General features: G+C 74.4%; 22 protein-coding genes. 13 read left to right on the top strand and 9 right to left on the bottom strand.

The features are described 5' to 3' along the window. Positions 1-10: 10 nt before the first annotated feature. Positions 11-604 (bottom strand): hypothetical protein, encoded by a 594-nt coding sequence (locus tag OSR43_RS04350; RefSeq protein WP_302269821.1) that lies wholly within the window; start codon positions 602-604, stop codon positions 11-13. A gap of 10 nt (positions 605-614) precedes the next feature. After that, a complete protein-coding gene (hrpA, locus tag OSR43_RS04345) occupies positions 615-4,493 on the bottom strand; it encodes an ATP-dependent RNA helicase HrpA (protein ID WP_302269819.1) in 3,879 nt (1,292 codons plus the stop codon). 104 nt (positions 4,494-4,597) lie between these two features. Between hrpA and OSR43_RS04340 the strand changes: the two genes are divergently transcribed. Both OSR43_RS04340 and OSR43_RS04335 read left to right on the top strand, forming a co-directional pair. Then, the gene (locus OSR43_RS04340; protein WP_302269818.1) at positions 4,598-6,148 is read left to right on the top strand and encodes an FAD-dependent oxidoreductase; all 1,551 of its coding nucleotides are present in this window, start codon (positions 4,598-4,600) and stop codon (positions 6,146-6,148) included. A gap of 53 nt (positions 6,149-6,201) precedes the next feature. Further along, the gene (locus OSR43_RS04335; RefSeq protein WP_302269817.1) at positions 6,202-7,683 is read left to right on the top strand and encodes a glycosyltransferase family 39 protein; all 1,482 of its coding nucleotides are present in this window, start codon (positions 6,202-6,204) and stop codon (positions 7,681-7,683) included. Positions 7,684-7,699: 16 nt separating this feature from the next. Here OSR43_RS04335 and OSR43_RS04330 read toward each other — a convergent pair whose 3' ends face one another. Continuing rightward, complete coding sequence (locus OSR43_RS04330) at positions 7,700-8,092, bottom strand: hypothetical protein (protein WP_302269816.1); 393 nt, start codon at positions 8,090-8,092, stop codon at positions 7,700-7,702. A 119-nt stretch (positions 8,093-8,211) separates the two neighbouring features. Between OSR43_RS04330 and OSR43_RS04325 the strand changes: the two genes are divergently transcribed. The 4 genes from OSR43_RS04325 (at position 8,212) to OSR43_RS04310 (ending at position 10,262) form a co-directional block, all read left to right on the top strand. Further along, entirely contained in the window at positions 8,212-8,964 is a 753-nt protein-coding gene (locus OSR43_RS04325) for a hypothetical protein (RefSeq protein WP_302269815.1), read from the top strand. Beyond that, a complete protein-coding gene (locus OSR43_RS04320) occupies positions 8,961-9,443 on the top strand; it encodes a phage holin family protein (RefSeq protein ID WP_302269814.1) in 483 nt (160 codons plus the stop codon). The genes OSR43_RS04325 and OSR43_RS04320 overlap by 4 nt, the downstream gene beginning before the upstream one ends. Then, positions 9,419-10,027, top strand: a complete 609-nt coding sequence (locus OSR43_RS04315) for a DUF3618 domain-containing protein (RefSeq protein WP_302269813.1) — start codon at positions 9,419-9,421, stop codon at positions 10,025-10,027. Before OSR43_RS04320 ends, OSR43_RS04315 begins: the two co-directional genes overlap by 25 nt. A gap of 82 nt (positions 10,028-10,109) precedes the next feature. Next, positions 10,110-10,262, top strand: coding sequence for a hypothetical protein (locus OSR43_RS04310; RefSeq protein WP_302269812.1), 153 nt, complete (start codon positions 10,110-10,112; stop codon positions 10,260-10,262). Between the two features lie 104 nt (positions 10,263-10,366). Here the strand turns inward: OSR43_RS04310 and OSR43_RS04305 are convergent, their stop codons facing one another. Both OSR43_RS04305 and OSR43_RS04300 read right to left on the bottom strand, forming a co-directional pair. Continuing rightward, positions 10,367-11,956 (bottom strand): NAD(P)/FAD-dependent oxidoreductase, encoded by a 1,590-nt coding sequence (locus OSR43_RS04305; RefSeq protein ID WP_302269811.1) that lies wholly within the window; start codon positions 11,954-11,956, stop codon positions 10,367-10,369. A gap of 4 nt (positions 11,957-11,960) precedes the next feature. After that, entirely contained in the window at positions 11,961-12,896 is a 936-nt protein-coding gene (locus tag OSR43_RS04300) for an SDR family oxidoreductase (protein WP_302269810.1), read from the bottom strand. Between the two features lie 100 nt (positions 12,897-12,996). Between OSR43_RS04300 and OSR43_RS04295 the strand changes: the two genes are divergently transcribed. The 3 genes from OSR43_RS04295 to rocD are packed head-to-tail and all read left to right on the top strand — an operon-like array spanning position 12,997 to position 16,463. Further along, complete coding sequence (locus OSR43_RS04295) at positions 12,997-13,743, top strand: response regulator transcription factor (protein ID WP_302269809.1); 747 nt, start codon at positions 12,997-12,999, stop codon at positions 13,741-13,743. Further along, the gene (locus OSR43_RS04290; RefSeq protein ID WP_302269808.1) at positions 13,743-15,203 is read left to right on the top strand and encodes a HAMP domain-containing sensor histidine kinase; all 1,461 of its coding nucleotides are present in this window, start codon (positions 13,743-13,745) and stop codon (positions 15,201-15,203) included. Before OSR43_RS04295 ends, OSR43_RS04290 begins: the two co-directional genes overlap by 1 nt. Positions 15,204-15,233: 30 nt before the next feature. Continuing rightward, on the top strand, positions 15,234-16,463 hold the full coding sequence (gene rocD, locus OSR43_RS04285; protein WP_302269807.1) for an ornithine--oxo-acid transaminase: 1,230 nt from the start codon (positions 15,234-15,236) through the stop codon (positions 16,461-16,463). A 111-nt stretch (positions 16,464-16,574) separates the two neighbouring features. Here rocD and OSR43_RS04280 read toward each other — a convergent pair whose 3' ends face one another. Beyond that, complete coding sequence (locus tag OSR43_RS04280) at positions 16,575-17,180, bottom strand: TetR/AcrR family transcriptional regulator (protein WP_302269806.1); 606 nt, start codon at positions 17,178-17,180, stop codon at positions 16,575-16,577. Between the two features lie 41 nt (positions 17,181-17,221). Between OSR43_RS04280 and OSR43_RS04275 the strand changes: the two genes are divergently transcribed. Together OSR43_RS04275 and OSR43_RS04270 are read left to right on the top strand one after the other, a co-directional pair. Continuing rightward, positions 17,222-18,817 carry an NAD(P)/FAD-dependent oxidoreductase gene (locus OSR43_RS04275; protein WP_302269805.1) on the top strand — a complete coding sequence of 532 codons (1,596 nt, stop codon included), beginning with the start codon at positions 17,222-17,224 and terminating at the stop codon, positions 18,815-18,817. Beyond that, positions 18,814-19,656, top strand: coding sequence for an SDR family oxidoreductase (locus OSR43_RS04270; protein WP_302269804.1), 843 nt, complete (start codon positions 18,814-18,816; stop codon positions 19,654-19,656). Before OSR43_RS04275 ends, OSR43_RS04270 begins: the two co-directional genes overlap by 4 nt. Positions 19,657-19,683: 27 nt before the next feature. Here the strand turns inward: OSR43_RS04270 and OSR43_RS04265 are convergent, their stop codons facing one another. Continuing rightward, the gene (locus OSR43_RS04265; protein WP_302269803.1) at positions 19,684-21,060 is read right to left on the bottom strand and encodes a threonine/serine exporter ThrE family protein; all 1,377 of its coding nucleotides are present in this window, start codon (positions 21,058-21,060) and stop codon (positions 19,684-19,686) included. Positions 21,061-21,083: 23 nt separating this feature from the next. On the opposite strand from OSR43_RS04265, the gene OSR43_RS04260 reads away from it, so the two are divergent. Both OSR43_RS04260 and OSR43_RS04255 read left to right on the top strand, forming a co-directional pair. After that, the gene (locus OSR43_RS04260) at positions 21,084-21,617 is read left to right on the top strand and encodes a DUF402 domain-containing protein (RefSeq protein ID WP_302269802.1); all 534 of its coding nucleotides are present in this window, start codon (positions 21,084-21,086) and stop codon (positions 21,615-21,617) included. 56 nt (positions 21,618-21,673) lie between these two features. Then, entirely contained in the window at positions 21,674-22,807 is a 1,134-nt protein-coding gene (locus OSR43_RS04255) for a glutamate--cysteine ligase (RefSeq protein WP_302269801.1), read from the top strand. On the opposite strand, the gene OSR43_RS04250 is transcribed toward OSR43_RS04255, so the two are convergent. Then, entirely contained in the window at positions 22,804-23,934 is a 1,131-nt protein-coding gene (locus tag OSR43_RS04250) for a DNA polymerase IV (protein ID WP_302269799.1), read from the bottom strand. The genes OSR43_RS04255 and OSR43_RS04250 overlap by 4 nt on opposite strands. Next, positions 23,931-25,034, bottom strand: coding sequence for an aromatic acid exporter family protein (locus OSR43_RS04245; protein WP_302269798.1), 1,104 nt, complete (start codon positions 25,032-25,034; stop codon positions 23,931-23,933). Before OSR43_RS04245 ends, OSR43_RS04250 begins: the two co-directional genes overlap by 4 nt. Between the last annotated feature and the right edge of the window lie 22 nt (positions 25,035-25,056).

Raw genomic sequence — 25,056 nt, 5'->3', positions numbered from 1 at the left:
TTGTAACGACCTACTGGAGCCGGTGGGCCAGCTCGAGGTGACCGGCCGCCTCGAGCTGCTCGGCCATCACGAGCATCCGCTGGACCGACGCCTCGTCGGACTCCGGCAGGTGGGCGCGGCCGGTGGCGACGACCCGGGCGAACGCCGCGGCGCGCAGCAGGACGTCGGCGAAGTCGCTCGTGACGATGCCGCGCAGCACCTCGTCGACCATGGTCTTCAGCTGCTCGGGTCCGGGCGGGTCGGCGACGCCGGCCACGACCCGCGCCACCTGCGCGCGCACCCGCCCGGCGTCGTACTGCCGGGCCACGGCGACCGGCTCGGCGTGCACCCAGGAGCGCAGCAGGTAGAGCCGCCACAGCGAGCCCGCGAGGGACTCCGCCGGCGCGCCGGACCACACCTCCGCGATCGTCTCGATGCCCTCGGTGTCGGCGAGGTGGAGCAGCCGCTCGGCCACCGCGGCGTCGCCGCTGGCCCGCGCCCCGCGGACGAGCAGCTGGGCGGCGCGGTCGGCGGCCTCGGTGACCAGCGCGGGGTCGGTGCCTCCGACGATCTCCGCGAAGAACCCGGCGCCGGGCGTCATCGGTCGGTGGTGCTCTCGGCTCACCCGCCCGAGGCTACGCCCGCCCGCCCGAGCCACCGGCCGGGCCCGAGCCGCTGGCCTGCTGCAGCGCCTTGCGGATGCGCTGGTCGCTGACCGGGGTGGCGGTGCCCAGCTGCTGGGCCCACAGGGAGACGCGGTACTCCTCGAGCATCCACCGGACCTGGCGCAGCGCGGCGCCCGGCGGACGTCCCGGCGCCAGCGCGTCGGTGGCGTGCTGCCAGGCGTCCTGCAGGTCCGCGACCTGGTCCATCAGGCGCCGGTCGCGGTCGACCGCGGCCCAGCCCTCGTCGAGGCGGGTCCGCCGCTGCAGCAGCGCCTGCAGGTAACGGGGGTAGGACCGCAGCTGGGCGGCCCCGGCCTCGCCGACGAAGCCGGGGTGCACCAGCCGCGCGAGCTGTGCCTTGAGGTCCGACAGCGCGGGCAGCATCGTCATCTCCGCGCGGCCGCTCAGCGCCTTGTCGGCCTGGCGCCACAGGTCGAGCACGCGGATCACGTCGGCCACCACGGCGCGCAGCCGCGCCTCCTGGTCGGCGGCCGCCAGCGTGCGGAGCGCGTCGTACGCCGCGCGGTCGCGCACCGTGGGCCGGGCATCGACCAGGTCCACCACGACCGCGCGACGGCAGTCCTCGAGCAGCGCACCGACCGACGGGTACGGCGAGCCGGCCAGCGCGAGCTTCTCGTGGTTGGTGAGGGAGTCCAGGACCGCCTTGACCGGCGAGGGCGTGTCGAGGAGCAGCAGCCGGACGACGCCGAGGCGGTGCCGGGCCTCCTGCTCGTCGGCGGACCCGAAGACCTGGAGGCCGACCGTCGACCCCTCGTCGACGAGCGCGGGATGGGCCTTGACCTCGTGGCCGGCGCGCTTCTGGGTGAACGAGGCGTCCACCGTCCCGAAGTCCCACGTCGTGGCGCCGGTGCGGGTCAGCCCGCTCTCGGTGGCGACCTCCTCCAGCGCCCGGCGGAACCGCGGCCGGAGCGGGGCCTTGAGCGCCTCGAGGTCCTTGCCCCGGGCCTGCTCACGACCCTGCTCGTCGACGACGCGGTACGTCGGCCGCAGGTGCTCGGGGACCTTGGACCAGTCCCACGCCTCCCGCGGCACGACCACGCCGGTCGTGGAGCGGCACCACCGCTCGAGCGCGTCGAGCAGCGGCTCCTCCCCCGGCGGCACCGCGGCGAGGAACTCCCGCGCCTTGTTGGGTGCCGGGACGAAGCTGACCCGCAGGTTCTTCGGCAGGCTGCGGATCAGCTCGGTGACCAGCTCCTCGCGCAGGCCCGGCACGTTCCAGGAGAAGTCCTCGGCCGCGACCCGGTTCAGCGTCGCGACCGGCACGTCGATGGTGAGGCCGTCCTCCACCGTGCCCGGCTCGAAGTGGTAGCTGATCGGAAAGGTGAGGCCCTCGGCCTGCCACTCCTGCGGGTAGTCGGCCTCGCGGACCTCCTCGGCGGTGTCGTGGGTCAGCATCGAGGGGTCGAACGTCAGCAGCTCGGGGCGCCCCTGCCGCTCCCGCTTCCACCACTGGTCGAAGTGCGCGCCGCTGACGACCTCGGCGCCCACGCGGGCGTCGTAGAAGTCGAACAGCGTCTCCTCGTCGACGACGATGTCGCGGCGCCGGGCGCGGTGCTCGAGCTCCTCGGCCTCCTCGAGCAGCCGCTTGTTCTCGGCCAGGAACCGGTGCCGGGTGTGCCACTCGCCCTGCACGAGCGCGTGCCGGATGAACAGCTCGCGGGAGACGACCGGGTCGACCTTGCCGTAGGACACCAGCCGGTCGGCGACCAGCGGCACGCCGTACAGCGTCGCCCGCTCGTAGGCCATGACGGCCGCGCGCTTCTTGCTCCAGTGCGGCTCGCTCCAGGTGCGCTTGACCAGGTCGCCGGCCAGCCGCTCGGCCCACTCGGGCTTGATCGCGGCGTTCTGCCGGGCCCACAGCCGGCTGGTCTCGACGAGCTCGCCGGCCATGAGGTACGTCGGGTTCTTCCGCGCCAGCCCGCTGCCGGGGAAGATCGCGAACCGCGCGCCGCGGGCGCCGAGGTACTCGCGCGGACCCCGCCGGCGCTCCCCCGCCTTCTCCTTCTTGTCCCGCTCCTCGAGCAGGCCGATGTGGGAGAGCAGGCCGGAGAGCAGCGCCTGGTGGATCCCGTCGGCGTCGGGGACGTCGGCAGGATGGCCCACGTCGATCTTCATCTCCTTGCACACCTGCCGCAGCTGGGACTCGAAGTCCTGCCACTCGCGGACGCGCAGGTAGTTGAGGTGCTCGGCACGACACAGCCGACGGAAAGCGCTGCTGCTGAGGTCCTTCTGCTGCTGCTTGAGGTAGCGCCACAGCTCGAGCCAGGTGAGGAAGTCGCTGCCCTCGACCTTGAACCGGGCGTGCAGCTGGTCGGCCCGGGCCTGCTCGGCGGGGTGGTCGGGGCCGGGCCGTTCGCGCGGGTCCTGCAGCGACAGCGCGGCCGCGATCACGACCACCTCGCGCACGCAGCCGAGCCGCTCGGCCTCCAGGACCATCCGCGCCAGGCGCGGGTCGATGGGCAGCCGGGCCAGGCGGCGGCCGAGCCGGGTCAGCCGCTGGCCGGCCCGGCCCTCGTCCTCGGTGCCGGCCTGCACGGCCAGGGCGCCGAGCTCCTCGAGCAGCTGCACGCCGGCGGTGATGTTGCGGCGGTCCGGCGGCTCGACGAACGGGAACCGGCCGAGGTCGCCGAGGCCGAGGCTCGCCATCTGGAGGATGACGCTGGCCAGGTTGGTCCGCAGGATCTCGGGGTCGGTGAACTCCGGGCGCCCGGTGAAGTCCTCCTCGGAGTACAGCCGGATCGCGATGCCGGCGGCGACGCGGCCGCAGCGGCCGGAGCGCTGGTTGGCCGAGGCCTGGCTGATCGGCTCGATGGGCAGCCGCTGGACCTTGGTGCGCAGGGAGTAGCGCGAGATCCGCGCGACGCCGGTGTCGACGACGTACCGGATCCCCGGGACGGTCAGCGAGGTCTCCGCGACGTTGGTGGCCAGGACGACCCGGCGGCCGGTGTGCGGCGCGAAGACGCGGTGCTGCTCGGCGGCGGAGAGCCGGCTGTAGAGGGGGACGACCTCGGTGCCGCCGCCGCGGGTGGAGCCGGTGAGCTCGGAGAGCGCGTCGGCGGTGTCGCGGATCTCCCGCTCCCCGGGGAGGAACACCAGGATGTCGCCGGGTCCCTCGGCGGAGAGCTCCTTGACCGCGTCGACGACCGCCTCGGTCTGGTCGCGGACGATCGGCTCGCCCTCGTCGTCGTTCTCCGGCAGCTCCAGCAGCGGCCGGTAGCGGACCTCGACCGGGTAGGTGCGGCCCGAGACCTCGATGATCGGTGCGGGTCGCCCGCGGCCGTCGGAGAAGTGCTCGGCGAACCGCTCGGGGTCGATGGTGGCGCTGGTGATGACCAGCTTGAGGTCGGGGCGCCGGGGCAGCAGCCGCTTGAGGTAGCCGAGCAGGAAGTCGATGTTGAGGCTGCGCTCGTGCGCCTCGTCGATGATGATCGTGTCGTACCTGCGCAGCATCCGGTCGCGCTGCAGCTCGGCGAGCAGGATGCCGTCGGTCATCAGCTTGACCCGGGTCGCCTTCGAGGTCCGGTCGGTGAACCGCACCTGGTAGCCCACCGGGCTCTCGGGCCCGCCGAGCTCGGTGCCGAGCTCGCCGGCGATGCGCTCGGCGACCGACCGGGCGGCGATCCGCCGCGGTTGGGTGTGCCCGATGAGCCCGCCGCCCTCGCCGGGGCCGCGGCCCCGGCCGAGCTCGAGGCAGATCTTGGGCAGCTGGGTGGTCTTGCCGGAACCGGTCTCGCCGGCCACGATCACAACCTGGTGGTCCCGGATCGCGGCCGCGATGTCGTCGCGGCGCTGGGTGACCGGCAGCTCCGGCGGGTAGGTGATCTCCACAACCGCTCCATCATCCCAGCCCGGTGGTGGCCCCCGCACCCGAGATCGCCAGGCGGGTGGGACGACCCGTTGCGTAGAACACGTTCTACCGCGACGATCGCCCGGTGATCGGCACCGGTGAGGACAGCCAGGACAGCCAGGAGTACGACGTCGTCGTGGTCGGGTCGGGCGGTGGCGCCCTGACCGGGGCGGTCCTGGCGGCGCGCGCCGGCCTCTCGGTCGTCGTGGTCGAGAAGACCGGCTTCCTCGGCGGGACCTCGGCGTACTCCGGCGGCGCCTGCTGGCTGCCCGGCAGCGACGTGCAGCAGCGCGCCGGCCTGCCCGACTCCACCGACGGCGCGCGGGCCTACCTCGGCGCGATCCTCGAGGACCCCGACCAGGACCGGGTCGAGGCGTTCCTCGCCCACGCCCCGGAGCTGGTCGCGGAGCTGGAGTCCGACGAGCTCATGGAGTTCGAGTGGACCCCGTTCGCGGAGTACTACGACGCCCCCGGCCGGGTGCCGTCGGGCCGCTCGATCCAACCGTCCGGCATCCGCCGCGACGACCTCCCCGAGCAGGTCGCGGCGTGGGTGCGGCCTCCCGTCGAGCGCGACCGCGCGGGCCAGCCCGGCCGCCGCACACTGACCGGCGGCCAGGCCCTCGTCGCGCGGCTGGCGGCGATGCTCGTCCGCGAGGGTGGTGCGGTGTCCACCGGCCTGCCCGTGACCGGGCTGCTGACCGACGGCGAGCAGGGCACCGGGCGCGTCGTCGGCGTGGTCGGCATGAGCCCCGAGGGGCCGGTGCAGATCCGGGCGCGCCGCGGCGTGCTCCTGGCGGCCGGCGGCTTCGAGGGCAACGCCGCGGCCCGGGAGGAGCACGGCGTGCCGGGATCCGCCGCGTGGACGATGGCGCCGGCCGGCACCAACACCGGCGAGCCGATCGCCGCGGCCGAGTCGATCGGCGCCGCGAGCGACTACTCGGGCCTCGGCTGGTTCTGCCCCGGGCTCGAGCAGCCCGACGGCACCGGCGCGTTCACGCTCGGGTTCCGCAGCGGGCTCATCGTCGACCAGACCGGCCACCGCTACGGCAACGAGTGCCTGCCCTACGACCGGTTCGGCCGGGTCATGGCCGAGGCCCCCGAGCGCATCCCGTCGTGGTTCGTCTTCGACTCCCGCGAGGACGGCAGGCTGCCGGCGATCGCGATCCCCGAGGGCGACCACGACGCGCACTTCGCCGCGGGGACGTGGGTCCGCGCGGACACCCTCGAGGGCCTGGCGGAGGCGACCGGCCTCCCCGTCGACGCGCTGACCGCGACGGTCGCGCGCTTCAACGGCTTCTGCGAGTCCGGGGTCGATGAGGACTTCGGCCGCGGGGAGGACGAGTACGACACGTTCTTCGCCGGCGGCACCGGTCCCAACAAGGCGCTGACGGCGTGCGACCGGCCGCCGTACCTCGCCGCCCGGGTGGTCCTCTCCGACCTCGGCACCAAGGGCGGCCTGGTCACCGACGCCGCCGCCCGGGTGCTGCGCGAGGACGGCTCGCCGGTGCCCGGCCTGTACGCCACGGGCAACTCCGCCGCCTCCCTCTTCGGCAGCGTCTACCCCGGACCCGGGGCGCCGCTCGGGTCCGCGATGGTCTTCGCCTCGCTCGCCGTGCGGGACCTGCTGGGCGCCTGACCCGGCTCCGGGAACCCACGACAGCGGGCCGCCGGTCGGCCTAGGGTCGCGCCGTGCCCCCAGCGCGAGCCGTGGACCTGCCGGGTCCGGCGACCCGTCACCTCGCGCTCGTCGCGGCCGGCGTCGCCGCGCTCCTGCTGCTCACCGCCGACCGCTACGGGCCGCACCGCGACGAGCTGTACTTCGTCCTCGCCGGCGGTCACCCCGACTGGGGGTACGTCGACCAGCCGCCGCTCGTCCCTGTGCTCGCCCACGCGTGGGACGCGGTGACCGGCGGCCGGCTGTGGCTCTTCCGGCTCCCGTCCGCGCTCGCCGCGGGTGCGGTCGCCTGGCTCACCGGGCTGCTCGCCCGCCGGCTGGGCGGCGGAACGGGGGCGCAGGTGCTGGCGGCGGTGATGATGGGGCTCGCCCCGGTCACCCTCGCGGTCGGGCACCTCGTGTCGACCTCGACGTACGACCTCCTCGTCCAGGTGGCCCTCGTGCTGGTGGTGCTGCGCGCGCTCGAGGACCCGCGCTGGTGGTGGGCGGCCGGCCTGCTGCTCGGGGTCGGCCTGCAGGTCAAGTCGCTGCCGCTGCTCCTCGCGGCGTCGTTGGTGGTCGGCCTCCTGGTGGCCGGGCCGCGACACCCCTTCCGCTCGGTGCACCTGTACGCCGGCGGGCTGGTCGCCCTGGCCCTGTGGGCCCCGAACCTGCTCTGGCAGCGGGCCCACGGGTGGCCGCAGCTGGAGCTGGCCGAGGCGATCGCCGCAGGCGGCTCCGGCACGAGCACCGGGCTGGTCGAGCTGTGGGCGACGCAACCGGGCCTGGTCGGGCCGCCGGTCGGCGTGGTGCTCGTCGTCGTCGGCGCGGTGCGTCTCGCCCGGTCGCCGCACCTGCGCGACCGGCGGTTCCTGCTCGTGTCGTGGGGCGTGCTGGCCGTCGTCGTGACCGTGACCGGCGGCAAGGCGTACTACCTCGCGGCGGCGTACGCGCCCCTCGTCGGCGCCGGCGCGGTCGCGGTCGCGGCGTGGGTCGGTCGCGGCCGGGCGCGGGTGCGACGCACCGCCCTGGTGGCGGGGACGGTGCTCGGGGCGGTCGTGGGGGCGGTGCTCTTCCTGCCGGTCCTGCCGGCCGACCGGCTGGCCGGGACCCCGGTGGTCGCGGTGAACTACGACGCCGGCGAGACCGTCGGCTGGCCGGCGTTCGTCGACGCCGTCGAGGCGGGCCTGGACGCCGCGGGCCCCGGCGCGGTCGTGGTGACCGGGAACTACGGCGAGGCCGGCGCGGTCGCCCGCTGGCTGCCCGAGGTCCCGGTGCACAGCGGGCACAACTCGCTGTGGGACCTCGGGCCGCCGGCCGACGACGACGCGACGGCGGTGGTCGTCGGCTGGCCGGCCGCGCGCGTCGAGGACTGGTGCGCGTCGACGGAGCAGGTGGCGCTGGTCGACAACGGCGTGGGCCTCGACAACGACGAGCAGGACCGTCCCGTGCTGGTCTGCCGGGGCCCCCTCGGCGGCTGGTCCGACCTCTGGCCGCGGCTGCGCCGCCTGGGCTGAGGCCCCCGCGACCGGGTCAGGTGGCGTCGCCGCTGGTGCCGTCCGGCACGGCGTCGGGCTGCACGTCCTCCTCCGGTGCCGTCCCCTCCGGTGCACCGGGCGGCGGCCCGCCCGGGGCGTCGCGGTCACCGCGGTCGGGCCCGTGCTCGCGCACGTCCGCGAGGTCCGGGCGACCGTGCCGACCGCCGTCGTCGACGGCCGCGTGCACCAGCGCCCCGCCGGCACCACCCACGAGGAGCGCGGCGAGGGCGACGACGACCAGGACCCACGTGCCCACGGTGCGCCGGCCCAGCGCCCGCAGTCGTGCGCGGGCCGCCGCCCCGCGTCCGCGTCGGGTCTCCTCCACGGGAGTCTCCGGCGGGTTCTCGTCCACGTCCTTCTCCACGTTCTTCTCCACGTTCTCCTTCATGGCCCCCAGGCTGGGCCGGCAGCCTGTGCGCGCGCTGTGCTCCTACCCAGGGGTGAGGATGAATCGGCGCGCGAGGGTCACCGGAACGGGGCACACCAACCCCATCCGGGAGGACACAGATGACGACCGACACCAGCGCGACCGATCGTGCCCAGCAGGCCGCGTCGACCGCCGCCGAGGAGGGGCGCCACGTCGCCGGGACCGCGGCGGGCGAGGCGAAGCAGGTCGCCGGCCAGGCGGCCGAGCAGGCCCGCAACGTCGTGAACGACACGCTCGGCCAGGTCACCACCCAGGCCCAGGACCAGGCGCGCACCCAGCGCGACCGGCTGGTCACCACCCTCAGCACCCTCGGTGACGACCTCGACGGGATGGCCGAGCAGGCCCCGGGCGGTCTCGCCACCGACCTCACCCGCCAGGCGGCCCAGCAGGTCCGTTCGTTCGGCAGCCGTCTCGACGGACGCGAGCCGACCGAGCTGCTCGACGACGTACGCCGCTTCGCGCGGCAGCGTCCGGGCACCTTCCTGCTCGGCGCCCTCGCGGCCGGTGTGGTCGCCGGCCGGCTGGTCCGCGGGGCCGGTGACGGCATCGCCGGCGCCGCCGCCGCACCCAGCACGCCGACCTACGGCACCACGCCGACCTACGGCAGCACGCCCACCACCCCGGTCGCTCCCCTGTCGACCGGCACGGGCTCCCTGGGCACCGACGTGGGGGTGACCGGCACGACGTCGACCGAGCCGGTCGGCACCGCCACCACCAACCCGCCGATGCCGACCTCGACCCCGGGCCAGCCCACCCAGCCGCCCCGTGACGAGCTGTCCGGCAACGAGACCGGCTACAGCGGTGGCGGCCTGAGCTCGGAGGACCTGCGGTGACCCAACCCACTCACCAGCCGCTGCACGACCCGGGCGCCCAGCCCAAGGGTCAGCCGAGCGGCTCCACGCCGGTGGAGGGCCGTGAACCCGGCCAGCCGGCCGACGGCCGCAGCCTCGGCGAGATCGTCAGCGACGTCACCAACGACCTGACGACCCTGATCAAGCAGGAGATGGACCTGGCCAAGGTCGAGATGAAGGAGGAGTTCGCCAAGGCCGGCAAGGGTGCCGGCCTGCTCGGCGGTGCCGGCCTCGCCGGTTACTTCACGCTCCTCTTCCTCACCCTGACCCTGGTGTTCCTGCTCGACAACTGGATGCCCATCGAGGTCGCCGCTCTCATCGCCACGGCGGTGTGGGCGATCGTCGCCGGTGTCCTGGCGCTGACCGGCCGCAAGGCCCTCAAGGAGAGCAACCCCCAGCTGCCGCAGACGCAGCAGACCCTGAAGGAGGACGCCCAATGGGCCAGAGCACAGAAGAGCTGAACAGCCAGATCGAGGACACCCGGGCCCGCATGGCCGGTGACCTCGACGCGTTGCAGGACCGGGTGAGCCCCTCCGCGATCGTGGAGCGGCGCAAGGAGGCCGCGCGCAGCAAGGTGCTCGGCGTCCGTGACCGGATCATGGGCACCGCGACCGACGTCCGCGACACCGTCAAGGACAAGGCCAGCAGCGCCGGCGACTCCATGCCGAGCACCTCGGGCATGTCGGCCCCCGACGTCCGCGGCGCCGCCTCCTCGGCGGTCGGCACGGCGAGCTCCCAGGTGCAGGGCTCGCCGCTCGCGGCCGGCCTCGTCGCCTTCGGTGCCGGCCTGGTCATCGCCTCGCTGATCCCGGCGAGCAAGGCCGAGGCCGACCTCGCCCACCAGACCATCGAGACGGCCAAGGAGAAGGGCCAGCCCCTCATCGAGGAGGCCCGCGGCGCCGGCCAGTCGCTCGCCGCCGACGTGAAGGACCAGGCCGCCCAGGCGGCCCAGGAGGTCAAGCAGTCGGCGACCGAGTCGGCCCAGAAGGTCAAGGAGGAGGGTCAGTCCTCTGCGGAGTCGGTCAAGTCCGACGCCCAGGGCTGAACCCACCCCGACACGCGAGCGGCGGTGCCCTGCGGGGCACCGCCGCTTCGTGCGTCCACCCCGACCACCCCAGGAGGACCAGATGAGCGAGAGCAGCAACGAGACCGGCGACCAGCGCAACCCCGAGCAGCAGGAGATCGCCGAGGTCCAGGAGCAGCTCGACGAGCAGGCCGACGGCGACGGCCTGGCCGCCGAGGCCGGCTCCGGCGACGAGACCGGCCTGACCGAGGGCTGACCTCCGCGGCACCACCCACGACGAACAGGGTCGTGTGCCTCCCGACGCGCTGCGGCGCGGCGAGGGGCACACGACCCCGTGGTCGTGGCGGAGGCGTACGCCGGTCAGCGGCCGCGGACCACCCGGCGGACCCGGCGGTGGACGACGGCGGCGCGGGCGGCGTTCATGCCGCAGGCCCCGTGCACGCCGCCACCGGGGTGGGCCGAGGCCGAGCCGAGGTAGAGCCCCTTGACCGGCGTCTCGGAGCGGCCCAGGCCCGGCACGGGGCGGAAGACCAGCTCCTGGTGCAGCTGGGAGGTGCCGCCGTTGAGCGCACCCCCGATCAGGTTGGCGTCGCGTGCCTGCATCTCCCGGGGGCCGAGGACGCGCCGGCCGACGACCTTGTCGCCGAACCCGGGCGCGAGCTCCTCGATCCGGGCCTGCATCCGGTCGGCGAACCGCTCGCAGTCGTCGCGGTCCCAGGTGCCGCGCACCGGGTCCTCGCCGAGGTCGCGGGCGATGTCCTGCGGCACGTGCGTGTAGGCCCACAGCGACTCCGTGCCCGCCGGGGAGCGGGTCGGGTCGGCGGTGGTCATCTGGCCGGCCAGCATGAACGGCCGGGCCGGGACGGTGCGGCTGTTGACGTGGTGCAGCGCCTCGGCCATCTGCTCGACGGAGTCCGCGACGTGGAAGGTGCCCGGCGCGTGCGGCGGCTCGGTCTTCCACGGCACCGGGCCGTCCAGCGCCCAGTCGACCTTCACGGTGCCGGGGTCCATCTCGAAGGACTCCATCTTGCGCATCGTGCTGGCGGGGAGGTCCTCGGCGGCGACGAGCCCGCCGTAGAGGTGCGGCGCCGCGACGTCGGCGACGACCGCGTGCTGCGCGGCGTACCGCTCGCCGTCGTGGGTGCGTACGGCGACCGCCCGGCCGCTCTCGACCTCGACCTTGACCACCTCGGCGTCGCAGCGGATGGTGCCGCCGAGCGCACGGACCCGCGTGGCCATCGCCTGGGTGAGCATGCCGGCGCCGCCCTCGGGGACCGGGTAGCCGACGGTCTGCCCCAGCATCGTCAGCAGGATGCCCATCAGGCCCGACCCCGGCGCGCTCAGCGGGATGTCGGAGTGGCCGGCGTTGCCGGCCAGCAGGATGCGCGGGGCGAACCCGCCGAAGCGGTGCCGACCGATGTCGATGACCGGCGTGAGCATCTCGCGCACGAACGAGAGGCCGCCGACCTTGGGCAGGCGGGCGAGCGCGCCGACCGCGGGCCGCACGGGCGGGAAGGGGGTCAGCAGCGCGCCGACCACCTGGTCGCCGATGGTGTCCCAGGTGTCGCAGAGCCGGAGCCAGGCGTCGCCGTCGCCGGGGTGCTGGGCGTCCATCAGCGACGCGGTGACCGTGCGGTCGCGGTGCAGCGTCGCCCACTCCCCCGAGGGCAGGCAGTGGCCGAGCACCGCCGGGCTGTGCACCCAGCGCAGGCCGTGCTCCTCGAGGTGGAAGGACCGGATCGTCGGGGACCCGGCCGCCAACGGGTAGAACGCGCTGAAGGTGTCGTGGACGTAGTCGGGGTGCAGCTCGCGGTCGCTGCGGACCGCCCCGCCCACGTCCGGCTGCGCCTCGAGGACGAGGACCGACCAGCCCTGGTCGAGCAGGTGGTTGGCGGCGACCAGCCCGTTGGGGCCGGCCCCGATGACGACGGCGTCGTAGGTCTCGGTCACCGGGTCACCTGCGCAGCTGGCCGAGTACGTTGCGCGCGATGCCCGCGATCGCGTTGCCCTGGTCGCCGTGCAGCTTGTTGCCGCTCTGGCGCGGGGCGAGCACGTTGCCGGCGGTCGGCCCGGTCGGCCGGAGCCGGTCGATGGCGCCGTACCGGAAGAACGGCCCGATGATCGCGTCGTACACGAACGGCACCGCGCTGAACCCGAAGCGGATCACCTCGTTGCTCACCAGCAGCTGTGCCCGGGCGCCCTCGCGGCCGATCCGGGACAGGACCTGCGTCGCGACGCGCTCCGGGCTGGCGACCGGCGGCGGCGGGCGGCCCTCGAAGCCGTCGTAGTTGGCGGCCTGCTGGTAGATCGGGGTGTCCACGCCGCCCGGCGCGACGTAGGAGATGGTCACGCCCTTCTTGTCGGCGTTCTCCAGCTTCAGCTGGCGGGCCAGCGACCGCACACCCCACTTGCTCACCGCGTACGCCGTCATCCCCGGCACCGCGATGTGGCCGATGACCGAGCCGACGAGCGTGAGTGTGCCGGAGTCCTGGCCGCGGAGGACGGGCACGACGTGGCGCGCGACGTTGGCGGCGCCCAGCAGGTTGGTGCGCAGCACGCCGTCGAAGACCTCCTGCGGCACCTCCTCGGTGCGGCCGTAGGCGACCACGCCGGCGGAGCTGACGAAGACGTCGATGCGCCCGTGGCGGGCCAGCACCGCCTCGACGAGGGCAGCGACCGCGGCGTCGTCGCCGACGTCGGTCGGCACGACCGTCGTCGAGGCGGCCCCGGCGTCGTCGCACTCGGCGGCCACGAGGTCGAGCGAGCCGACCCCCCGTGCCGCCAGCACGAGGTGGGCCCCCTCGGCGGCCGCGGCGAGCGCCGTGGCGCGGCCGATCCCGCTGGAGGCTCCGGTGATCACGACGACGTCCCCGGGACGTGGGTTCCTCATGGCCGCCCGATACCCGGGCTGCTGCCGCCATATCCGCTCCACACCCTGCGCTGCGGCCCTTCACAGCAGGCTCACAGGTAGCGTCGGCACGGTGGGTCCCATGGATGCTGCTCGTCCCGCCGGCCCCGCTGCCGCCCCCGCCCTCACCCGGCCCGACGGCTCCCCGCTGCGCGTCCTCGTCGTCGACGACGAGGTCAACCTGGCCGAGCTGGTCGCGATGGCGCTGCGCTACGAGGGGTGGCAGGTCGAAGTGGCGCACACCGGCTCGAAGGCCGTCAGCACCGCCCGCGAGCAGCGCCCGGACGCCGTCGTCCTCGACATCATGCTGCCCGACCTCGACGGCCTGGAGGTGCTGCGCCGGATGCGGGCGACCGCTCCCGACCTCCCGGTCGTCTTCCTCACCGCCCGCGACGCCGTCGAGGACCGGGTCGCCGGGCTGACCGCCGGCGGCGACGACTACGTCACCAAGCCGTTCTCGCTCGAGGAGGTGGTCGCCCGGCTGCGCGGCCTGGTGCGACGCGCGGGCGCCCGGCAGGCGGCGACGTCCTCGGTGCTCACCGTCGGGGACCTGACCCTGGACGAGGACAGCCACGAGGTGTCCCGCGGGGGCGAGGAGATCACGCTGACCGCCACGGAGTTCGAGCTGCTGCGCTTCCTGATGCGCAACCCGCGCCGCGTGCTGTCCAAAGCCCAGATCCTCGACCGCGTCTGGAACTACGACTTCGGTGGCCAGGCCAACGTCGTCGAGCTCTACATCTCCTACCTGCGCAAGAAGATCGACGCCGGCCGCGCCCCGATGATCCACACCCTGCGCGGCGCGGGCTACGTGCTGAAGCCGGCCCCCTGATGACCCGGCTGCGGTCGCTGACCGCGCGGCTGGTCGTGACCGCCGTCGTCCTGGTCGCGGTCGTCTCCCTGCTCATGGCGGGCGCGACGACCCTCGTGATGCGCCAGTCGCTCCTCGACCGGCTCGACGGCGAGGTCGCCGCCGCGCTGGACCGCACCCTTGAGGGGCCGCCCGGTCCGCGCGACGGTCCGGCTCCGCCCGACCTCCGCAACCAGGCGCCCGGCACCCTCATCGTCTTCCTCGGCGGCGACCTCGGCAACGAGGGCGTCGTCGTCGGCGACGGGCCGGGCGAGCGGGAGACCGTCGACGAGGCCGTCATCGACCGCCTCGCGCTGATGGAGTCCGACGACGGGGTCGACCACGTCGACCTGCCAGGGATCGGCGACTACCGCGTCGCCTCGACCACCGTCGGCGACGTGGCCGTCGTGGTCGGGCTGCCGACCGACGACGTGGACGACGCCGTGACCTCGCTGCTGGTGACCGGCCTGCTGCTCAGCCTGCTGGCCGTCGTGGTGGCGGGCGGCGCGGCGGCACTCGTCGTACGCCGCCAGCTCCGGCCGCTGCGCGAGGTCGCCGCGACCGCGCACACCGTCGCCGACCTGCCGCTGGCCAGCGGCGAGATCGACCTGGCCGAGCGGGTCCCCGCCCACCTCACCGACGAGCGCACCGAGGTCGGGCAGGTGGGGGCGGCGCTGGACAGCCTGCTGTCCCACGTCGAGACCGCGCTGCGCGAGCGGCACCGCAGCGAGCAGCAGGTGCGCCAGTTCGTCGCCGACGCCTCCCACGAGCTGCGGACGCCGCTGGCGACGATCGCCGGCTACACCGAGCTGGCCCGCCGGCACCCCGTCGACACGGCGACCGGGACGGCCGCGCTCGCCAAGGTGGAGGAGGAGTCGGCGCGGATGACCGCGCTCGTCGAGGACCTCCTGCTGCTGGCCCGTCTCGACGCCGGCCGCCCGCTCGCCCGGGAGCCGGTCGACCTGACCCGCCTGCTGCTCGAGGCCACCGAGGACGCGCGGGTCGTGGCACCCGACCACCGCTGGCGCCTGGAGCTCCCCGAGGAGTCGGTCGAGGTGCTCGGCGACGAGCTGCGGCTGCACCAGGTCGTGACGAACCTGCTCACCAACGCGCGCAAGCACACCCCGCCGGGGACCACGGTGACGGTGCGCGGCACGGACCACGGGTTCGTGGTCGCCGACGACGGTCCGGGCTTCCCTCCCGGGCTGGTCGACTCCGCGTTCGAGCGGTTCGCCCGCGGCGACTCCTCCCGCTCCCGCGACGGCTCCTCCGGGGGTGGGGCGGGCCTGGGGCTGGCGCTGGTCCGGGCCATCGTCGGGGCCCACGGCGGCCACGTCGGTTTGGCCAGCGGTCCGGGCCGCACCACCATCGAGGTCGACCTGCCACGGCCCGGGCCGAACGACCCGGGCCCCGCCGATGCGGACGTTCGTCAGATTGTCTGACAATCTGGCGCACGACCCGAAGGAGGCACGATGACCACCCTGACCGAGACCGCCCGCACGCCGTTCCAGCGCGCGGAGGAGCGGACCGCGCACAACTACCACCCCCTGCCGGTGGTCGTCGAGCACGCCGAGGGCGCGTGGATGACCGACGTCGACGGCAAGCGCTACCTCGACCTGCTCGCCGGCTACTCCGCGCTCAACTTCGGTCACAGCCACCCCGGCCTGCTCCGGGTCGCGCACGAGCAGCTCGACCGGCTCACGCTCACCAGCCGCGCGTTCGTCCACGACCGGTTCGCCGACTTCTGCGCCGCGCTCGGCGACCTGTGCGGCAAGGAGCTCGTGCTGCCGATGAACACCGGCGCCGAGGCCGTCGAGACCGCCATCAAGGTCGCGCGCAAGTGGGGCTACGAGGTCAAGGGCGTGACGCCGGGCCAGGCGAAGATCATCGTCTTCACCGGCAACTTCCACGGCCGGACCACCACGATCGTCGGCTTCTCCGACGACCCCGACGCCCACGACGGCTTCGGACCCTTCGCCCCCGGCTTCGTGCAGGTGCCTTACGGCGACCTCGCCGCGGTCGAGGCCGCGATCGACGACGACACCGTCGCGGTGCTCGTCGAGCCGATCCAGGGCGAGGGCGGCGTCGTGCTGCCGCCCGAGGGGTTCCTCAGCGGGCTGCGCGAGCTGTGCACCCGCACCAACGTGCTGATGGCGGCCGACGAGATCCAGGCCGGCCTCGGCCGGACCGGCAAGACGTTCGCCTGCGACCACGAGGGCGTCGTGCCCGACATCTACGTCCTGGGCAAGGCCCTGGGCGGCGGCATCGTCCCGGTCTCGGCCGTCGTGGCCGACCGCGACGTGCTCGGCGTGCTCCGGCCCGGCCAGCACGGTTCCACCTTCGGCGGCAACCCGCTCGCCTGCGCGGTCGGGCACGCCGTCGTGGAGATGCTCGCCACCGGTGAGCACCAGGCACGGGCCACCGAGCTCGGCGTCGTGCTCCGCGAGCGGCTCCAGTCGCTCGTCGGCCGCGGCGTCGTCGACGTACGCGTCCGGGGGCTGTGGGCCGGCGTCGACATCGACCCCACCATCGGCACCGGCCGCGAGGTCTGCGAGGCGCTGATGGCCCGCGGCGTGCTGGCCAAGGACACCCACGGCTCCACGATCCGCCTCGCGCCGCCGCTCGTCGTCAGCCGCGAGGACCTCGAGTGGGGCCTCGACCAGCTCGCCGACGTCATCTCCTCCGGGCCGCTCGGCACCTGAGGCGGCCAGTCGCGGCTTGTAACGCGCTGTCCGACCATCTGCCGCGCCGTTCCACCGGCGCGGTAGATGCGCGGACGGCGCGTTACAGCCCGCAAGGGCCCGGGCCGCCCGTCAGGAGCCGGCCGACTCCACGAGGGCGGGCAGGGAGACGGCGGCGAGCTCGAGCAGCCGCTCGCGGGGCACGTCGGCGGGGTCGGCCACCCAGGCGAGGACCAGCTCCTCGACCATGGCCGACCAGCCGCGGACGAGCAGCCGGTTGACCGGGGTGTCGGGCACGACGTCGCCCCAGGGGTCCTCGGTGAAGATCCGTCCGGTGAGCGCGGAGCGGGCGTCCTCGTAGATCTCGCGCAGCACGTCGTTGCCGCTCGCGGCCGCCTTGACCAGCGACTGGTAGCCGGCGTGGTTGGCGACGACGTAGTCGACGTACGCCGTGACCGACGCGAGCAGCCGCTCGAGCGGCTCGCCGCCCTCGGGCGGCGCGGTCTGCGCGATGAGGTCGTCGGCGGCGTGGCGGACGACGGCCTCGTGGAAGGCCTGCTTGCCGCCGAAGTAGTGGTAGAGCAGGCCCCGGCTGATCCCGGCCTCCTCGGCCAGCACGTCGATCGACAGCTCGTCGAGCGACCGGGTCGCCAGCAGCCGCACGCCGAGGTCGAGCAGCTGGGTCCGCCGCTCCTCGGGCGCGAGGCGGGTGCGTGTGGGTGGCGTCACGACCCCCATCCTATTGACGCTCATTCAATAGTGCCAATAGCGTCGGGAGCATGAGCACCACCGCCACCGACCCAGCCGACCCGGCCGCGCAGGCCGCGCAGGCCGAGCAGGCCGACCCGACGGTCCGGCACGTCGACCACCTCGTGATCGGCGCCGGCTTCGCGGGCCTCTGCGCCGCCATCAAGCTGCAGGAGGACGGCGAGCACGACTTCGTCGTCATCGAGAAGGGCGACGACGTCGGCGGCACCTGGCGCGACAACACCTACCCCGGCGCCGCCTGCGACGTCCCGAGCCAGCTCTACTCCTTCTCCTTCGCGCCGAACCCCGACTGGACCTCGTCGTTCTCCCCGCAGCCGGAGATCCAGGCCTACCTGCGGCGGGTGGCCCGGGAGTCCGGCACCCTCGACCGGTTCCGGTTCGGGACCCGCGTCGAGGACGCCACCTGGGACGACGCCACCGCCCGGTGGACGGTGCAGACCTCCGCCGGCACCTGGTCCGCGGGCAGCCTCGTCGTCGGCGCCGGCGGCCTCTCGGAGCCCAAGCTCCCCGACATCGAGGGCATCGGGGACTTCTGCGGGCACCTGTTCCACTCCGCCCGCTGGGACCACGACGTCGACCTGGCCGGCAAGCGGGTGGCGGTGATCGGCACCGGCGCCTCGGCCATCCAGATCGTGCCGGAGGTCCAGCGCGTGGCCGCCCGCCTCGACGTCTACCAGCGCACCGCACCGTGGGTGATCCCCCGCAACGACCGGCGCTACTCCGCGCTCGAGCGCGCCGCCCTGCGCCGCATGCCCGGCCTGCAGCGGGCCTACCGGACGGCGGTCTACTGGGCCCGCGAGACCTACGTGCCGGCGTTCACCCTCGAGCCGGGCATCGCGTACCCGGCCCGCAAGCTGGCCGAGGCCAACATCGCCCGCGGCATCAGCGACCCCGACCTGCGGGAGAGGGTCACCCCGCACTTCGCGCTCGGCTGCAAGCGGGTGCTGATCAGCAACGCCTACTACCCCGCGCTCGCGGCCGGCAACGTCGACCTGGTGACCGACCGGATCGCCCGGGTCACGCCCACCTCGGTCGTCACCGCCGACGGCACCGAGCGTGAGGTCGACGTCATCATCGTGGCCACCGGCTTCCACACCACCGAGCTGCCGATCACCGAGCACCTGGTCGGCCGGCGCGGCCGCACGCTGGCCGAGCGCTGGCGGGAGTCCGGCATGGCGGCGTACAAGGGCACGACGGTGCCGGAGTTCCCCAACCTCTTCCTCCTGGTCGGCCCGAACACCGGCCTCGGGCACTCCTCGATGGTCTTCATGATCGAGTCCCAGGTGCAGTACGTCCGGCAGGCGCTGCGCACCATGCGCCTCAACCGGTACGCCGCGCTCGAGCCGCGCGAGGACGTCGCCGCGCGCTGGAACGACCGGCTCCAGCAACGGATGAAGCGCACCGTGTGGCACCGCGGCGGCTGCTCGAGCTGGTACCTCGACGAGCACGGCCGCAACACGACGCTGTGGCCGCGGACGACGTTCGGCTTCCGCGCCGCGCTCCGCGAGTTCGACGCCGCGGCGTACGCCGTGCGCGGCGAGCCCGCTCCCCTACCCACCGGCACCATCCCACCCACCCCCCAGCAGACGGAGGACGTACCCGCATGAAGACGCTCGAGAACAAGGTGGTCGTGATCACCGGAGCCGGCTCCGGCATCGGCCGGGCCCTCGCCCTCGACTGCGCCCGCCGCGGGTCGCTGCTCGCGCTGTCGGACGTCGACGAGGCCGGGCTGGCCGAGACCGCCGACCAGGCGCGCGCCGCCGGCGCCCGCGAGGTCCGCACCGACCGCCTCGACGTCGCGGACCGCGACGCGATGACGGCGTACGCCGCGTCCGTGGCCGACCAGTTCGGGCGGGTCAACGTGGTGGTCAACAACGCCGGCGTCGCGCTGGCCGGGGACCTAGTCGACCTGGACTACCCCGACATCGAGTGGATCGTCGGCATCAACTTCTGGGGCGTGCTGCACGGCACCAAGGCGTTCCTGCCGCACCTGATCGCCTCCGGCGACGGCCACGTGGTCAACCTGTCCTCGCTGTTCGGGCTGGTCTCGATGCCGGGCCAGTCGATCTACAACGCGACGAAGTACGCCGTGCGCGGCATGTCGGAGGCGCTGCGCATCGAGATGCTCTCCGCCGGCCACCGCGTCGGCGTCACCGTCGTCCACCCCGGCGGCATCAAGACGGCGATCGCGCGGAACGCCCGGGTCTCCTCGCGCGAGGACCAGGCCAAGACGGCGTCGTTCTTCGACAAGAAGCTGGCCAAGACGACCCCGGAGAAGGCCGCCGAGGTGATCATCGCCGGCGTGCTCGGCGACAAGTCGCGCGTCCTGGTGGGCAGCGACGCGCACGCGCTGCACTGGTTCGGCAAGCTCACCGGGGCCCGCTACCAGGACGTCGTCGCGCGGGTCTCCAAGAAGGTCCTGCCGGCGAAGACCACCGTCGTCTGAGCGGCGGACCGCCGGGCCGGACTTCCGCTAGACGGAGGTCTCGGCCCGGCGGCGGGCGCTGCGCCGGGTGCGCTGCGACCCGTCGGGGCGGGTCCGCAGCGGACCCACCAGCCGGGGGCCGGCCAGCCGGCTCTCCAGCCGGGCCGCCTCCCGCTTGACCGGCTGCGCGACGTACTCGCCGAGGATCACGCCGGCCGACAGCGCCATCGCGACCGAGCCGGCGGTGACCATCGCCAGCAGCCCGGCGCTCGTCGACCCGCCGCCCTCGGCCAGCAGGGTGAGCCCGCGGTAGATCGAGAGGCCGGGGAGCATCGGCACCACCGCGGAGACGACCACGACCAGCGGCGGGACCCGCAGCCGGCCGCCGACGGTGTAGCCCACGAGCCCCACGAACAGCGCCGCCAGCGCGACCGACCAGGCCCGCCCGATCCCGGGCGCCGCCACCGACTGCGAGATCGCCATCGCCACCGCGGACACGAGCGCGATCGGCGCCAGGCTGCGCCGCGGCGCGTAGGAGGCGAACGCGAAGGCGCCGGCGGCGAGCGCGGAGCCGAGGATCATCAGCCCGACCCCGGAGAGCGTGCCGCTGCCCGGGTCGAGCTGGGGCACCTCGACGCCGACCGCGTAGGCGAGGCTGATGCCGCCGCTGACGCCCGCGATGATCCCCGACGTCGCCAGGATGGCCTCGGTGAGCCGGGCGCCCGCGGTGATGTAGAAGCCGGTGAGCGCGTCCTGCAGCGCCCCGAAGAAGCCGATGCCGGCCAGCAGCATGACGATGTTCGCCGTCACGACGAGCGAGGGGTCGAGCGCGAGCGGGGTCGCCGCCGCCAGCAGGGCGATGACCGTGGCCAGGCCGCCGCCCGCGACCTGCTGGTAGAAGACCGGGTAGCGGCGACGCGACATCCGCAGCTGCAGCCGGTCGATCGCCATCGCCGCGAACAGCGCGATCACCACCACGGCGATGTCGCCGCCGAGCTGGAGGCCGACGCCGCCGCACATCAGGCCCCAGCCGACGGTGATCGCCCACCGCGGCCGGTCGTGGCCCGAGGAGGTGATCCGGCCCAGCTCGGAGCGCGCCTCCTTGAGGTCGAGGTCCTGGCGCAGCAACGCCCGGACCAGGTGGTCCACGCGGGTGAGGTGCTCGTAGTCGATCGCGCGCTGCTTGACGTAGCGCAGCTGCACGATCGCGGGCTCGTCGCTGACCGGCTGGTGGCTGATCGACATCGAGGTGAAGGTGATATCCACGTCGACGTTGCGCAGGCCCAGGCTGCGGGCCACGGCCTGCATCGTCGCGGTCACGTCGGCGGCCCCCGCACCGGAGGCCAGGAGCAGCTCGCCGATGCGCAGCGAGAGGTCCAGGGTCTGGGTGATGGTGCGGACCGAGGACTCCTCCGACGCCGACATGGCGCCGATGCTAGACAGGGCCCATGTCGCTCTCGGAGGCTCCCCCGGCCGGCTCCCGGGTCGCTGTGACGATGACCAAGTGGGTCGCTGTGCCGCACTGGACCTTCGAGGCCGTCGTGCTCGGCACGGACGTCCACGGCGACTGGTTGGGGCTGCGCGCGGGCACCCCGATGTCACGGCCCGGGGCGTCGTACGTCGCCCCCACCGACCAGGTCGTGCTGGTCCCGCCGGCCGGTCCCGAGCTGGGCCGCGCGTGGCTGGCGACCTTCCACGGGGAGGGCGGACCGCTCGACGCCTACGTCGACATGACGACGCCGCCGGTCTGGGACGGCACCGTCCTGCGGGCGGTCGACCTCGACCTCGACGTGCTGCGCGGTCCGACCGGACGGGTGTGGGTCGACGACGAGGACGAGTTCGCCGAGCACCGGGTGACGCTGGGCTACCCGCCGGAGGTCTGCGACCTGGCCGTCGCCTCCTGCGAGCGGGTCCGCGCGCTCGCCGAGGCCGGCGCCGCGCCGTACGACGGCACCGCCCAGGGGTGGCTGGCCCGGCTCTGAGCGCCGGCGGGGAGCGCGCCGGCGCCCGGCGCCCGCCGGTGTGCTTCGCTGGTGCCGTGCGGATCGACTTCCGGCCCTCGCCCGAGCCCACCATCGGGGTGGAGTGGGAGCTCGCGCTGGTCGACCGCGGCTCCCGCGACCTGGTCAACGCCGCCTCGGAGCTGATCGACGCCGCCCGGCCGCGGATGGCCAGCCCCGAGCAGCTGCACAAGGAGCTGCTCCGCAACACCGTCGAGGTCGTGACCGGGGTCTGCCGGACCGTCGACGAGGCGGTGACTGAGCTCCGGCACGCCCTCGAGGCGGTGGTGCCGGTCGCCGACGAGCTGGGTGTCGACCTGTACGGCGGCGGCACCCACCCGTTCGCGTCCTGGACCGCGCAGCAGCTGACCGAGGGTCACCGCTACGAGGAGCTGATCAACCGCACCCAGTGGTGGGGCCGGCAGATGCTGATCTGGGGCGTGCACGTCCACGTCGGCCTGCCCGAGCAGGAGCGCGTGATGCCGGTGCTGTCCTCCCTGCTCAACCACTACCCGCACCTGCAGGCGCTCTCGGCGTCGTCGCCGATCTGGGCGGGCGTCGACACCGGCTACGCCTCGAACCGCGCGCTGATGTTCCAGCAGCTGCCGACCGCGGGGCTGCCCTTCCAGTTCCAGCACTGGTCGGAGTTCGAGTCCTTCGCGGGCGACCAGCTGCACACCGGTGTCATCGACGAGCTCAGCGAGATCCGGTGGGACGTGCGGCCCGCACCCCACCTGGGCACCCTGGAGAACCGGGTGTGCGACGGCGTCTCCTCCTTCGAGGACCTCGCCGCCATCGTCGCCCTCTGCCAGTGCCTGGTCGTCGACCTCGACACCCGGGCGGCCGCCGGCGAGCAGCTGCCGACGATGCCGCCGTGGCACGTGCAGGAGAACAAGTGGCGGGCCGCGCGGTACGGCCTCGACGCCATCGTCATCCTCGACGCGGACTCCAACGAGCGGCTCGTCACCGACGACCTGGTCGACCTCGTGGCGCGGCTCGAGCCGGTCGCCGAGCGGCTCGGGTGCTCCGCGGAGCTGGCGTCGGTCGCCGACGTCCCCGGGCGCGGGGCGTCCTACCAGCGGCAGCGGGCCGTCGCGGAGGAGTCCTCCGGCGACCTCGTGGCGGTCGTCGACTCGGTGGTGGGCGAGCTGCGCCAGGGCCTGGGGCGCTAGCGGTCGTACCCGCCCTCGGGCGGGACCATCTCCAGCCGCACCCCCAGCAGCCGGACCGGCCGGTCCCGCTCGACCCGGTCGAGCAGGCCGGCCGCCGCGTCGGCCAGCACCTCGGGGTCGTTCGTCGGCACCGGCAAGGTCCGGCTGCGGGAGGTGGTGAGGAAGGGCCGGAAGCGCACCTTGATGCCCACGCGCGCCGCCGGCCGACCCTCGGCGTCGATGTCCGCCGTCGCCGCCCGCGCCAGGCGACGTACCGCCTCCTCGACCTCCGACCAGTCCTCCAGGTCGGCCTGGAACGTCTCCTCGCGGCCGTGCGCCCGTGGGACGTACGGCGTCGGGTCGACCGGGCTGGTGTCGACCCCGCGCCCGAGCCGGCGGTACCAGGGACCCATCGTCGGCCCGAGCTCCGCGGCCAGCAGCGCGGGGTCGGCGGCGGCGAGCTGTGCGACGGTGTCGATGCCGAGCGAGGCCAGCCGCTTGGCCGTGCGCCGGCCGATCCCCCACAGCGCGTCGGTCGGCCGGTCGCCCATCACCTCCGACCAGCTCTCCGCCGTCAGGCGGTACGTCCCGCGCGGCTTGCCGAGGTCCGTCGCGATCTTGGCGCGCAGCTTGTTGTCGCCGATGCCCACCGAGCAGTGCAGGCCGGTGCGCTCGAGCACCGCGGCCCGGATCCGTGCGGCGAGGTCCTCCGGGCTGGTGGGGGTCCCTCCCCCCACCCCCTCCGCGGCCGGGTCGACGGCGAGGAACGCCTCGTCCCAGCCGAGCACCTCGACGACCACGGGCGCGCCGTCCCAGGTCGTGGCCCGCAGCGTCGCCATCACCTCCGCCGAGGCCTCGTCGTACGCCGGTCGGTCCACCGGCAGGAACACCGCGTCGGGGCACCTGCGCGCGGCCACGCGCAGCGGCATGCCCGAGCCGACCCCGTGCTCGCGCGCCTCGTACGACGCGGTCGAGACGACCCCGCGCTCGGTCGGGTCGCCGCGACCGCCCACCACGACCGCCCGCGCGGCGAGCTCGGGCCGCCGCAGCACCTCGACGGCGGCGATGAACTGGTCGAGGTCGACGTGCAGCACCCAGCCGGCCCGTGGGTCGGCGGCCGCTCCCGGTGTGTCCTCGGGGTCGGTCATCGCGGCGGTGGCGGCAGCGCGTTGGTCGACTCCAGCTGGTCCATGCCGGTGATGAGCAGCAGGTCGACCACGACCGACCGGAGCTGGACGAGCACGACCTCGGCGTTCATCTCGGCGGCCCGCTCGACCCGCCCGGAGGCGTCCCCGACGGCGAGCAGTGCCGACCGGGCCGCGGCCGGCGTGCGGTCGGCCTCCAGCTCCTCGGCCACCGCGTCCGCGGCGTCGGCGAGGTCCAGGGCCAGCAGCGCGTAGGAGGAGGGGACCGGCCGGCGGTGGTAGGCCAGCACCGCCACCTGGCGCACCAGCACCCGGGTGCTGCGCAGCCCCCGGTCCAGCGGCTCGACCAGGTCGGCCATCCGTCGCAGGTTCCCCCGGTGCCGCACCCGGAACGGCGAGGACGTCACGACCGCCATGCCCTCGTCGGCGGCGGCCTGCAGCTCCCGGATCAGCCGGTCGGTCGTGCGGGCGTCGGCCAGCAGCGCCATGCCGCGGTCCGACGCCCCGTCGGTCATCACCTCCCCCGCGGCGCGCAGCAGCGTGGCGATCTTCCGGACCACCAGCGCCGCCTGCTCCCGCGGTCGCCGCAGGGGCGCCGAGGGCACGACGGTGGCCGCGAGCAGCGCCACGGCACCGCCCACCAACGCATCGGTCCACCGCACCAGGCCGGCGCCGGGATCGGGCACCAGGGTGGAGACGACGATCGACTGCACGGCGGCCTGGGTGACCACCAGCTGCCCCCCGTCGAGCAGGAAGGCGGTCGACATCGCCAGCACGACCACCAGGGTCAGCTGCCACCCGCCGGTGCCGATCTGCAGCGTGAGCAGGTCCCCGACGAGCACGCCGACGGCCACGCCGACGGTGACCTCGGCGACCCGGCGCAGGCGCTGGCCGTAGGACGTGCCGAGGCTGACCACCGCGGCGACCGGCGCGAAGAACGGCGTGGGGTGCCCGAGCAGGTCGGCAGCCACGAACCAGGCCACGCCCGCCGCGACCGCGCACTGCCCGATCTGCCATCGCTTGGCCGACAGCCGGTCGAGCCGGGCCCGCATCGAGGTCCGGCCGCGTTCGCGGAGGCGGTCGACCGGGCCGGGCTCGTGCATGCGGCCGATCGTGCCAGAGCCC

It is taken from the genome of Nocardioides sp. Arc9.136 (assembly GCF_030506255.1).
Classification (GTDB): Bacteria; Actinomycetota; Actinomycetes; order Propionibacteriales; family Nocardioidaceae; genus Nocardioides.
This window is presented reverse-complemented; position numbering and strand designations above follow the sequence as displayed.